This is a genomic window from Streptomyces sp. NPDC058157, assembly GCF_042884105.1.
Classification (GTDB): Bacteria; Actinomycetota; Actinomycetes; order Streptomycetales; family Streptomycetaceae; genus Streptomyces.
On record NZ_JBHVUQ010000209.1, the window covers coordinates 1 to 12,203 of the forward strand.

General features: G+C 72.0%; 9 protein-coding genes. 5 read left to right on the plus strand and 4 right to left on the minus strand.

Annotated elements, in window-relative coordinates; translation table 11 throughout:
- Positions 1-281 precede the first annotated feature (281 nt).
- Positions 282-2,195, plus strand: coding sequence for an APC family permease (locus ACFVXK_RS32595; RefSeq protein WP_389618924.1), 1,914 nt, complete (start codon positions 282-284; stop codon positions 2,193-2,195).
- Between the two features lie 609 nt (positions 2,196-2,804).
- Here the strand turns inward: ACFVXK_RS32595 and ACFVXK_RS32600 are convergent.
- Positions 2,805-3,365 carry a hypothetical protein gene (locus ACFVXK_RS32600; protein ID WP_389618926.1) on the minus strand — a complete coding sequence of 187 codons (561 nt, stop codon included), beginning with the start codon at positions 3,363-3,365 and terminating at the stop codon, positions 2,805-2,807.
- A gap of 115 nt (positions 3,366-3,480) precedes the next feature.
- Complete coding sequence (locus ACFVXK_RS32605; protein WP_389618929.1) at positions 3,481-4,287, minus strand: SDR family NAD(P)-dependent oxidoreductase; 807 nt, start codon at positions 4,285-4,287, stop codon at positions 3,481-3,483.
- Between the two features lie 697 nt (positions 4,288-4,984).
- Between ACFVXK_RS32605 and ACFVXK_RS32610 the strand changes: the two genes are divergently transcribed.
- Complete coding sequence (locus ACFVXK_RS32610) at positions 4,985-5,650, plus strand: hypothetical protein (RefSeq protein WP_389618932.1); 666 nt, start codon at positions 4,985-4,987, stop codon at positions 5,648-5,650.
- An 80-nt stretch (positions 5,651-5,730) separates the two neighbouring features.
- On the opposite strand, the gene ACFVXK_RS32615 is transcribed toward ACFVXK_RS32610, so the two are convergent.
- Positions 5,731-6,423 carry a hypothetical protein gene (locus ACFVXK_RS32615; protein WP_389618935.1) on the minus strand — a complete coding sequence of 231 codons (693 nt, stop codon included), beginning with the start codon at positions 6,421-6,423 and terminating at the stop codon, positions 5,731-5,733.
- Between the two features lie 23 nt (positions 6,424-6,446).
- Positions 6,447-7,862, minus strand: coding sequence for a short-chain fatty acyl-CoA regulator family protein (locus ACFVXK_RS32620; protein ID WP_389618938.1), 1,416 nt, complete (start codon positions 7,860-7,862; stop codon positions 6,447-6,449).
- 380 nt (positions 7,863-8,242) lie between these two features.
- Between ACFVXK_RS32620 and aceA the strand changes: the two genes are divergently transcribed.
- The 3 genes from aceA to ACFVXK_RS32635 all read left to right on the plus strand — a co-directional run bounded on the left by aceA (position 8,243) and on the right by ACFVXK_RS32635 (position 12,085).
- Positions 8,243-9,529 (plus strand): isocitrate lyase, encoded by a 1,287-nt coding sequence (gene aceA, locus ACFVXK_RS32625; RefSeq protein ID WP_389618941.1) that lies wholly within the window; start codon positions 8,243-8,245, stop codon positions 9,527-9,529.
- 76 nt (positions 9,530-9,605) lie between these two features.
- A complete protein-coding gene (aceB, locus tag ACFVXK_RS32630; protein WP_389618944.1) occupies positions 9,606-11,204 on the plus strand; it encodes a malate synthase A in 1,599 nt (532 codons plus the stop codon).
- On the plus strand, positions 11,201-12,085 hold the full coding sequence (locus tag ACFVXK_RS32635) for a 3-hydroxybutyryl-CoA dehydrogenase (protein WP_389618947.1): 885 nt from the start codon (positions 11,201-11,203) through the stop codon (positions 12,083-12,085). Before aceB ends, ACFVXK_RS32635 begins: the two co-directional genes overlap by 4 nt.
- Positions 12,086-12,203: the final 118 nt, after the last annotated feature.

Genomic DNA, 12,203 nt, shown 5'->3' on the forward strand with positions numbered 1-12,203 from the left:
AGTCGGAACCAGTACCCGGACATGTGGTGCCTCCCGTCCGGACGGGCCGATCTCTGACGAGAGCGCTGGGCGGATGCCGCCCGGTTCAAGCGTGCCCCTCCGCGGGGCCGGGGCAACGCGCGGCCGCACCTCTTGACGGACCTCTTACGCCGCCCCCGCCGCCCATATGGAACAAGTGAAAAGTGGCCGCGGCGGCGTATGGAAAACGCCAAGAGCGCTGGTGGTCGGCCCGTTCGGCATCGACGCTGTCCTGGACTTTGCCCATTCGGAGGAACGGCGACATGACCGCACACGTAGAGAAGCCGACCGCGACCGCGCCGGGGGAGGGCCGGGAGGAGCCGCCGGAACCCGGCGCGCACGGGGCCGGCGACCGGCACCAGCTGACCGCCCTCCAGGGCGTCGCCGCGCTCTCCCTGGACGCCATGGCCTCCGTCGCGTACGGGCCGGAGTCGATCGTGCTGGTGCTGGCGGCGGCCGGCGGGTACGGGCTGGGCTTCACCCTCCCGGTGACCCTGGCGATCGCCGCGCTGCTGGCCGTCCTCGTGGCCTCCTACCGGCAGGTCATCGCCGCCTTCCCGGACGGCGGCGGCTCCTACGCCGTCGCCAAGCGCCACCTCGGACGGCGCACCAGCCTGGTCGCCGCGGCCTCGCTCATCCTCGACTACGTCCTGAACGTCGCCGTCTCCGTCACCGCCGGTGTGGCCGCCCTGACCTCGGCCTTCCCGGGCCTCCACGAGGAGCGGGTCTGGATCTGCCTCGGGGTGCTGGTCCTGGTCACCGCGGTGAACCTGCGCGGTGTCGTCGACTCCGCCAAGGCCTTCCTCGTTCCGACCGCCCTGTTCGTCGGCTCCGTCCTCGCGATGATCGCCGTCGGGCTCCTCCGCGACGGCCCGGTCAGCACCGCCTCCGCCGACGGACACCCCTCCGCCCTCGGCGAAGGCGCCACCGCCGTCGGCGCCCTGCTGCTGCTCAAGGCCTTCGCCGCCGGCTGCTCCGCCCTCACCGGAGTCGAGGCCGTCGCCAACGCCGTGCCGGCCTTCCGCGCCCCGGCCGCCCGCCGCGCCCAGCGCACCGAGGTCGCCCTCGGCGCCCTGCTCGGCGTGATGCTGATCGGCCTGTCCATCCTCATCGGCCGCTTCCACCTCCAGCCCGTCGAGGGCGTCACCGTCCTCGCCCAGCTCGCCGACGCCTCCTTCGGCCACAACGCGGCCTTCTACGTGGTCCAGTTCGCCACCATGGTGCTGCTGGCCCTCGCCGCGAACACCTCCTTCGGCGGCCTCCCCGTCCTGATGAGCCTGCTCGCGAGGGACAACCACCTGCCGCATGTCTTCGCCCTCAAGGCCGACCGGCAGGTCCACCGCCACGGAGTGGTCTGGCTGGCCCTCGTCTCCGCGGCCCTGCTGGTGTTCTCCGGCGGCGACACCAACACCCTCGTCCCGCTGTTCGCGATCGGCGTCTTCGTCGGCTTCACCATCTGCCAGGTCGGCATGGTCCGCCACTGGTACGGCGAACGCCCCGAGGGCTGGCCGTACAAGGCCGCCCTCAACGGCTTCGGCGCGGTCCTGACCGGTGTCTGCGCGGTCGTCGTCACCGCCACCAAGTTCACCGAGGGCGCCTGGCTGATCGTCGTCGCCCTGCCGCTGATCGTCCTCGCCTTCGAGAAGGTCCACCGCGCCTACGCCGAGATCGGCGAGCGGCTCGAACTGGGGCGCGTCCCGCAGCCGCCGCACCGCGCGCGCTCGCTCGTCGTGGTCCCGGTCTCGGGTCTGTCCCGTCTGACCAGCCAGGCCCTCACCGCGGCCCGTTCCCTCGGCGACGAGGTCCTCGCCGTCACCGTCACCCACCCGGCGCCCGAGGACCGGCAGGCCGCCGAAGCCCTGCGCCGGGACTGGGAGTTGTGGCGGCCCGGGGTCGAGCTCGTCGAACTCCCCTCGGAGACCCGCTCGCTGGGCCGCCCGGTGTCGGCGTACGTGCGCGAGCTCACGCGGACCCGCCCGGACACCCAGGTCACGGTCCTCATCCCGGAGACCGAACCCGAGCACCTGTGGCAGCGGATGCTGCAGAACCAGCGCGGCTCCGTCGTCGCCCACGCGGTGCGCCGCGACACCGACGCCGTCATCTGCCGCCTCCGCTTCCGCCTCGGGGCGGAGACCGGACCCGCGGCTCCCGACAACACAGCCTTCACCGGCTCCTGAAGACCATCCTCGCAAGGGCCGTTCGCACCGACCCCGGTGTCTCACCGCCGACGCGGTGTCCCCGAGCGCCTGCGAAACCGCGCTGAGGCCGCTGTACGGACACGGGGCGGCGCGGAGCGCACGCCCAGGCGGCCCCCGGGCCGCCCCCGCCTCCCCACCTCCCTCTCCGGCCCGCTTCCTGCCCCTCCTGGGCGGTGCGTTCCAGCGCGTCGACCCGTGGGAGCGCATGGTCTACGTGCACAGCGCGCCCGCCATGTCCGCCCGTCCCGCACGGCGTCACCGTGCGCCGGCTGACTCCGCAGGACGCGCGGGCCGTCGACGCCCTCGGACCCGGGGCGGCCTGGATCCACCGGACCTGGGGCGGCCCCGAGCGGCTCGCGTCCTCCGGCCTCTGCTGGGGCGCCTTCCACGTGGCCGTGCCCTCTCACTGGCCTGCACCTACTTCCTCGGCAGCCGGTACGAGGACGTCGCGGCCCTCGCCGCCCCCGGCCACCGCCGCCGGCACCTCGCCCTGGCCTGCGTCACCCCTCCTCGTCTGGTCGGCGGGGTTCCGCCTGATCCGCGAGTACGTCCATTACGCGACCGGCCCGTCAGGGCGCCGTCCGCCGGTCACTCCAGCCCGGAGACCTTGAACACGGTCCGAGCCGTCTGCCGGTCGATGCGCTCGCCCAGTTCACCCAGCGCGGTCACACCGCACAGCAGGGTGCCGCGCCGGACGGAGGTACGGGAGTCCGTGTCCAGTCGCCGCCACATCTCGGGGTTGCGGACGAGGACGGCCGGGTCGATCTCCACCCGGTTCCCGTCCGTGTCCTTGAGGACCATCCGCTGTGCCACCCCGTCGTTCCACCGGACCGAGACCAGGGAATCGGTGCGGACGGTGTGCCGCACGAGCAGCCCGCGGGCGCTGAGCAGACCGGGCCGGGTGGAGACCCGCAGCGGCAGCAGGATCACGAAGACGAGGAAGGCCAGGCCGGTCCAGAGGGCGGCCCGGGTCGGGTCGAGCCGGCCCCCGGCGGCGTCCATCCCGATCAGGGCGGCGAACAGCAGGAGGGCGACGCCGATCGCCGACCGCCTCTCCCGGGCCCAGTGCACGTCCCGCGCGAGCGGCCCGGGAGGCCCCGCGTGCCCGTCTCGAGCACCGGTCGAGGGGTCAGTGGTGGGTCGTCGCATGGGAGCGAGACTAGGACCGGCCGGGTCGCCGGCCGACCGCCCTGACGGGGTGTTGATGCCGTACCGACGACATCCTTACGGGTTCGGTCCCGGAGGCGGCCGCTGAGGTGTCCCTTCAGGCGGTGTGGCCGACGAGGAGGTCGGCGAGCTTGTTCAGGCGTTTGACGGTGCGGTCCTCGGTGGCGGCGGGGGCCGGGGCGACGCGCTCGGAGCGGTCGTAGTAGGCGCCGTTGGCGATCTCCGTGGCCGGGTCGCAGAGCCGTACGACGTGCCGGGCGCCCTCGGAGGCCGGCGCGCCCTCGTGTCCGTAGAGCGGCAGGAGGCCGGTCTCGCAGATGCCGGGGTCGACGGAGACGGCGGTGACGCGGGGGTCGGAGGCGAAGACGGTCAGCGCGAGCTGGGACTGCGCGTATGCGGCGAGGCGGGAGTAGCGGCGCACGCGCTGCGGGTCGTTCCACTGGATGGCCGCGGTGCGGTGGAGCGCGGAGGAGACGTTGACGACGCGGCCACCGGGCCCGGTGGTGAGGGCGGATGCCAGGAGGTCGGTGAGGAGGTAGTGGGCGAGGAAGTTGACCTGGAAGGCGATCTCGTTGCCGTCGGCGGTCAGGGTGTGGCGTTCGGGTGCGGGGATGGCGGCGTTGTTGACGAGTACGTCCAGGCGCGGGTGGTCGCGCACGACGGCGCGGGCGAGGCCCTCGACCTCCTCCAGGCGGGTGAAGTCGGCGGCCAGCGGCCGGAGCCGGGTCCCGTCGATGCCGGCGGTCGCGATCAGCCGGTCGGCGGCGGCTTGGGCTTCCTCGGGAGTGCGGCCGTGGAGCAGGACGGTGGCGCCGAGTTCGGCGAGGCGGCGGGCGGTCTCGTAGCCGATGCCGGAGGTGGCGCCTGTGACGAGGACGGTACGGCCGGACAGGGTTGAAGGCATGTCGGATTCCTGGATCCTGGAAGCGGGCACGGCCGACGGACCCCGAGTCCCGCCAAGGGCGGACCGGGTTCGGCTCATGCGGGTGATGGTGAGGACGCGTACGGAGGCCTTGCCGTCCCCTACAGGGGAGGGCGGCGGGTACGCGGATGACGCGCGGCCGGTCTCAGACAGCCGGGCGGACAGCGGGCGCCGTCGGCAGCACCGTATTCGGTGGCCGATCGTCGTGGCGCGGACCGCTGTTCATGACCACATCCCAACGCATCCGGGACGGCGGGACAAGACGGCGAACACGTCCTTGACGGTCTTCTGATGGGCGCGGGGTGACGGTCCGGTGGCGCGCGACTGGAGGGCGGAGACCTGAACTCCACCCAGGCAGCGCATCGTGCAGCCCGTGGGGGGTCCGTTCCGTCGATGACCGGAAGGAAGCGGTCTGGTGAGCGCGTGGTCGCCTTCGAGAGTCGGGGCAGTGCTCGACCCTCAGCAGCCGTGACACAAGGTCAACTGGCGCCTGGTACGAATGAACACGGTCAGCGTCGCCGAGCGGGGCGATCGGGGGCCGGAGGTGAGAGGACCCCTGACGGGCGCCCGCTGGGGACCGTGACCGCGTACTGCGTGGGTCAGCACGTCTGCCTCGACTGGGTCAACGACCTGTGACGACCCGCACCGGCGACCGGACGAGACAGGGGAGAGTGCACCCATGGACGATCACTTCGCCGAGGCCCTTCTGGTGCTGCGCCGGTTCATCGGCGTCCCCCTCCCGGCCACCGACTGGCGCATCCGCGCGTTGGTCCGGCCGGACGGTGAGCGCATCCGGGTCCGTCTCGCCGACACCGCCGGGCAGAACGTCTTCGTGGACCTGCCGACCAGCTTCGGCCGGGAGCGCGGCACCTGGTGGTACGTCGGCGCTTTGCGCCTTACGGCCGGCGGACTGGCCGCGGGAACGGTGTCCGTTGCCGCCGAGCGGCAGGGGATTCCGTACGTCGACGTGGCCGAGTTGGTCGGCTCGGTCGTGCCCGAAGCAGCCGAGGTCACCCTGGACGACGGCATCGACTACCTCATCGCCGACCTCGCCGGCGACCCCCTCTGGCACGGCGCGACGCCCTCCGCGGCCCCCGAGCTCTACGTCCTGACGGGGTTCGACCACCACCGCCCCGGCGTCGTGCGTGTCTACCTCGACCATGAGGGCCGCACCATCGGCGTCGATCTTCCCCTCTCCGATGACGGAACTCCGCGACCGGTCCAGTGGTGGGCCTCGACCAAGCTGATCGCTCTCCTGCACCCGGAGGAACCCACGACCTTGGCCGCTCACCAGGCCCACGACCCCCTTTGTGAAGCCGTTTACGACCTGACGAACCGGGCCTGACCGATATGTGGTCCGCCCCACGGCTGCGGTGAGTTCCGTACCCCGTGTTCAGGAGCGGGTGACCCGGCGTACCAGACGACTCAGTTCCTGCCCAGCGCCTGTGCGTACGAGGTGAGTTCGGCTTCCTGATTCCTGGTCAGGTGCCTGACCTCCCAGATCAGTGAAGCAGTGTCGAGCACCTCGGGCGTCGGCTCGCGGGACTCGGCCGACGGGCGGACTCCGGTCAGCGCAGCCAGCAGGGGGACCCGTATGCCGAGCGTTGCCGCGAAGCCGTCGAGCAGCTCCGCATCGAGCTCCTTGGCACCTCGTCCCACCGCGCCGATGGTCGAGGCCGCCTTGCACACGCCGGACATCAGGTACATCACCTTGGCCGCCCCCGACCAGTTCAGATTGCGGAGCGCGAGCATCCGCAGGAGCAGCGAGCCGAACCCCGGTGGGTACTGCTCGTACGGGCGGGGCTTCCGAGGAGCGAGCGCGCCGACCGGTGCGGTCATGGACCGTGCACGGGTGCGCAGCAGTTGTCTGCCGGACGCCGTCAGAGCGAGGGAGCGCGACACCAGCGAACTGGAAGCGCCGGCCATCTCGTCGAGGAGCCACGCGGTCGCGGGTACGGGGAGGTCGGCGACGAGCAGGAGGTCGTGGGGGTGCAGCTCCGTCCTTTGAGCGAGGTCGGCGAGGGACTCGTCGGTGGGAGGCCATGTCGGCGGGAGACCGACCGCGTCCGCGAGGCGGGCAAGGCGTACGTCGGGCTCCGGATATGCGGAGGGTGTCATGGCCACCATGGTTGCGTACGGGCTCAGGTGGTGGGGGACGGCGGCGTAGCTGCGACGGGGTACGGGATGAAGGTGCTGCTGTTCTCGTCCACGGCCAGGGTGCGGCCGAGCGGGGGGACCGCGCGCTGGGGGCAGTCGAGGCGTTCGCAGAGGCGGCAGCCCATGCCGATCGGGGTGGCGGCCGCCGTGTTGTCGAGGTCGAGGCCGTCGGCGTACACGAGCCGGGAGGCGTGGCGGATCTCGCAGCCGAGGCCGATGGCGAAGGTCTTGCCGGGTTCGCCCCAGCCGCCGCGGTGGCGGGTGACGGCGCGCGCGGTCCACAGGTGGCGCTGTCCGTCGGGCATGGCGGCGACCTGGACGTGGATGCGGCCGGGGGCGGCGAAGGCCTCGTAGACGTTCCACAGCGGGCAGGTGCCGCCCGCGCGGGAGAAGTGGAATCCCGTGGCCGACTGCCGCTTGGACATGTTCCCGGCCCGGTCGACCCGGACGAAGGAGAAGGGGACTCCGCGCAGCCTGGGGCGTTGCAGGGTGCTCAGGCGGTGGCAGACGGTCTCGTAGCCGAGGCCGAAGTGGTCGGTGAGCCGTTCGATGTCGTAGCGGAACTCCTCGGCGGCCGTGTGGAACGCGCGGTACGGGAGGATCAGCGCGGCGGCGAAGTAGTTGGCGATGCCGATCCGGGCCAAGGGGCGTGCCTCGGACCCGGCCGGGAAGTCCTCGGCGGCCAGGCGGTCGAGTTCGTCTCCGCATTCGAGGAGGGCGAGCTGCGTGGCCATCCGGAAGGCCTGCTGGCCCGGGCGGAGCCGGCTCGACAGGTGCAGGGTGCGGCCAACGGCGTCGTAGTGGTGCAGCCGGTCGGAGTCCGCGGTGATGCGCACCCCGTGCCGGTCGGAGAGGCGGTGCGTCAGGGCGCGGATGACGTCCCCGGGGCGGATGCCGATCTCGGTGGCCAGGTCCTCGGCGGCGAGGTCGGTGTCGTGGAGGTAGTTCTGCCGCCGGTAGAAGAACTCGCGGATCTCCTCGTGGGGAGAGCGAGGGGCCTCCGCCGGGCCGCCCCGGCCTTCGGCCGCGTCGGCCAGCCGCTCCGTGAGGAGCTGGCTGCGTCGCCCGAGGTCCAGCAGGACGGCCGCGACCGCGGGCATCCGGGTGGCCAGTTCGGCCAGGTCGGACGAGGAGACGCGGGCCTCGGCGACCTCCTTGGCCAGTGCCTCGCGCAGGTCGGCGATCATACGGCTGGTGTCGCGCTCCGAGAAGAACCCCGGGTCCACCCCGAAGGCCTCGGTCAGGCGGAGCAGCACCGGGACGGTGAGCGGGCGGGAGTCGTGCTCCATCTGGTTCAGGTAGCTGGGCGAGATGCCCAGCACCCTGGCCAGGTCGGCCTGCGTCATGCGCCGCTCCTCGCGCAGCCGCCGCAACCGCGCTCCCGCGTACGTCTTGCTCACCGGACTCCTCCACCGTGGGACGGGCCCCGTCAGCATACGGCGAGCTAACTCATCGGTAACCTTCGCAACCTTGGCAATTTCAGCCTCGAAGATTCGCACACCTTGGCAGACGTACCGCCTTGATGGCACCCAGTGTCAATGCCAGAGTCAGTCCTGCGGCCAGCCGGAACCGGTGGCCGGGAGGGACCGCAGAACCCCGATTCATGCCCTGATTTCGGTGGTCTGGCCCGTCCGCTCCCGGCAGATCGGCAGCATTGCTCAGCTCCGTCCCACGGGCGGGTTCGGCAGCCGCACCTTCCTCATAAGGCACAGAGTGTCAATGCGTGGATCCCGGTCGGGGGCATTGGCAAGACATGCGACGGACGGAAACGGTGACGGACATGGCAGAGGCGAACACGACGGCGGCGGCCGAGCAGCTCAAGCGGCGCTGGGCGGACGACCCGCGCTGGGCGGGGATCGAGCGTACGTACTCGGCCGAGGACGTGGTCCGGCTGTCGGGCAGCGTCCGAGAGGAGCACACCCTGGCCCGGCGCGGCGCCGAGCGCCTGTGGCGCCAGCTCCACGAGCGGGACTACATCCACGCGCTCGGCGCCCTCACCGGCGGCCAGGCCGTCCAGCAGGTCCGCGCCGGCCTCCAGGCGATCTACCTGTCCGGCTGGCAGGTCGCCGCCGACGCCAACCAGGCCGGGCACACCTACCCCGACCAGTCCCTCTATCCGGTCAACTCCGTTCCCCAGGTGGTCCGCCGGATCAACAACGCGCTGCTGCGCGCCGACCAGATCGCCACCGCCGAGGGCGGCTCGGACGCGACCGACTGGCTGGCGCCGATCGTCGCGGACGCCGAGGCCGGCTTCGGCGGACCACTCAACGCCTTCGAGCTCACCAAGGCGATGATCGCGGCGGGTGCGGCGGGCATCCACTACGAGGACCAGCTGGCCTCGGAGAAGAAGTGCGGCCACCTCGGCGGCAAGGTCCTCGTCCCGACGTCCCAGCACATCCGCACCCTGAACGCGGCTCGTCTGGCGGCCGACATCGCGGACACGCCCACCCTGATCATCGCCCGTACGGACGCGCTGGCCGCCACCCTCCTGACCAGCGACGTCGACGAGCGCGACGCCGAGTTCTGCACCGGGGAGCGCACCGCGGAGGGCTTCTACCACGTGCGGGGCGGCATGGCCCCGGTGATCGCCCGCGGCCTCGCCTACGCCCCGTACGCCGACCTGATCTGGGTCGAGACCGGCACCCCGGACCTCGCCCAGGCCCGCGAGTTCGCCGAGGCGATCCACGCGCGGTACCCGGACCAGATGCTGGCGTACAACTGCTCGCCCTCCTTCAACTGGAAGGCCGCGCTGGACGACGACCAGATCGCCAAGTTCCAGCGCGAGCTGGGCACGATGGGCTATCGCTTCCAGTTCATCACCCTGGCCGGCTTCCACTCCCTCAACCACGGCATGTTCGACCTCGCCCGCGGCTACGCCGAGCACGGCATGACCGCGTACGTGGACCTCCAGGAGCGGGAGTTCGCCGCCCAGCAGCACGGCTTCACCGCCGTCAGGCACCAGCGCGAGGTCGGCACCGGTTACTTCGACCTGGTCTCCACCGCCGTCAACCCGGCCTCGTCCACGACGGCGCTCGCCGGTTCCACCGAGGAGGAGCAGTTCCACTAGAACCGCTGCTCCCGGTCCAACCGGGCACCGCCCGGCGCTCTGTCGCCCGCCGCCCCACGCCGAGGAGAAGAACCTCATGTCACTCACGCCCCTGATCAGCAGCGTCCGGGTGCTCGGAGCGCCGGCCGAGCGCCACGAGGAGATCCTGACGCCCGCGTCGCTCGAGTTCATCAGCCGGCTCGACTCCGCCTTCGTGGACCGCCGTCTGGAAGTCCTCAAGGAACGCCGCCGCCGCACCGCCCACCTGGTGGCCGGGACACCGCTCGACTTCTCCCGTGCCACGGCCGCCGTCCGGGCCGACACCGGCTGGCGTGTGGCCCCGCCCGCCCCCGGCCTGACCGACCGCCGAGTGGAGATCACCGGCCCGCCGGAGCGCCGTATGGCGATCAACGCGCTGAACTCCGGCGCGAAGGTCTGGATGGCCGACTTCGAGGACGCCACCGCACCCACCTGGAACAACGTCATCGGCGGTCAGCTCAACCTGCTCGACGCCGTCGAGCGGCGCATCGACTTCACCACTCCCGAGGGCAAGGAGTACCGTCTCGGCGCCGACCTCGCGACCCTCATGGTCCGCCCGCGCGGCTGGCACCTCGCCGAGGAGCACCTGGAGATCGACGGGCGGCCCGTGTCCGCCTCGCTCGTCGACTTCGGCCTGTACTTCTTCCACTGCGCGCAGCGGCAGATCGACGCCGGGTACGGCCCGTACTTCTACCTCCCGAAGCTGGAGAACCGTACCGAGGCACGCCTGTGGAACGACGTCTTCGTGTTCGCCCAGGACCTCCTCGGGATCCCCCGCGGTACGGTCCGCGCCACCGTCCTGATCGAGACGATCACGGCCGCGTTCGAGATGGAGGAGATCCTCTACGAACTGCGCGAGCACAGCGCCGGACTCAACGCCGGCCGCTGGGACTACCTCTTCAGCCTGATCAAGACCTTCGGCCACCGCACCGACTTCCAACTGCCCGACCGGGCCGCGGTCACCATGACCGCCCCCTTCATGCGGGCCTACACCGAACTCCTCGTCCGCACCTGCCACCGGCGCGGGGCCCACGCCATCGGCGGCATGGCCGCCCACGTCCCCGGCAAGGACCCGGACGTGAACGCCGCCGCGTTCGCGAAGGTCCGGCTCGACAAGGAACGCGAGGCAGAGGACGGCTTCGACGGCTCCTGGGTCGCCCACCCCGGCCTCGTCCCCCTCTGCCGCGAGGTCTTCGACGGCGTGCTCGGGGACCGGCCGGACCAGCGGGAACGCACCCGGGAGGACGTCGAGGTCACCGGCGCCGACCTGCTGTCCGTCCGCAGGATCGGCGCCCCGCCGACCGCCGAGGGCATCCGCTCCAACGTGGCCGTGGCCCTGCGCTACTTCGACGCCTGGCTCCGCGGCAGCGGCGCCGTCGCACTGAACGGCCTGATGGAGGACGCCGCCACCGCCGAGATCGCCCGCGTCCAGATCTGGCAGTGGCTGCGCCACGACCGGGTGGACCGGAGTACGGTCATCGACTTCCTCGACGCCGAATGCGCCGCCCTGGAGGCCGAGGATCCGCAGGCGCTCGTCCTCGAAGCCCGAGAAGTCTTCGTGGACTCCGCGCTCTCGGTGCAGCTCCCGCCGTTCTTCACGCCCGAGGCCTACACCCGCCACCTGGTCCGCCGAGTCCCCGCAGAGGTGAACGCGTGAACGCCCTCCCGCAGCCCGCCGGAATCCGGCGCGTCGGAGTCGTCGGCGGCGGCCGGATGGGCGCGGGCATCGCCGAGGTGTGCGCCCGCGCCGGCCTCGACACCGTCGTCGCCGAAGCGGACGCCACCGCCGCCCGAGCGGCCGCCGAACGGGTGGCCGTCTCCCTCGAACGAGCGGTTCAGCGCGGCAAGCTCGACCGCCTCACGGCCGAGGACGCCCTGGCACGGCTCGTCTTCACCGGGGACCTGGAGGACCTCGGTGATCGGCAGCTCGTCATCGAGGCCGTCACCGAGAACCCCGAAGCCAAGACGGAGGTCTTCGCGGCCCTCGACAAGATCCTCGCGGATCCGCAGGCCATCCTCGCCACCAACACCTCGGCCATCCCGATCATGCGGCTGGGCATGGCCACCGGCCGCGCCGACCGGGTCGTGGGACTCCACTTCTTCAACCCCGTCCCCGTCCTCCCCCTGGTCGAGGTCGTCTCCTCCCTCCACACGTCGGCGGACACCGTCACCGCAGTCGAGACGTTCGCCCGCGACACCCTCGGGAAGACCACGGTCCGCTCCCAGGACCGAGCCGGATTCGTCGTCAACGCGCTGCTGATCCCGTACCTGCTCTCCGCCGTCCGCATGGCCGAGTCCGGCTTCGCGAGCGCCACCGACGTGGACACCGCGATGGAGCTGGGCTGCGCCCACCCCATGGGCCCCCTCAAGCTCGCCGACCTGATCGGCCTCGACACCGTCGCCGCGATAGCGGAGTCGCTGTACGAGGAGTTCAAGGAACCCCTGTACGCCCCGCCCCCGCTGCTCCAGCGGATGGTCCAGGCCGGGCTCCTCGGCCGCAAGACCGGCCGCGGGTTCCACCCATACGGCCGGGTCTGAGGGGCCCGGCACGACTCCGGGGCTGAGGGTGCACCGGAGGTACGCGGGAACGGTGGGGGGGCGGCGCGTGGTGTGGGCGCGCCCCCCCCCCCCCGGGCGCCCCCCCCCCCCCCCCCCC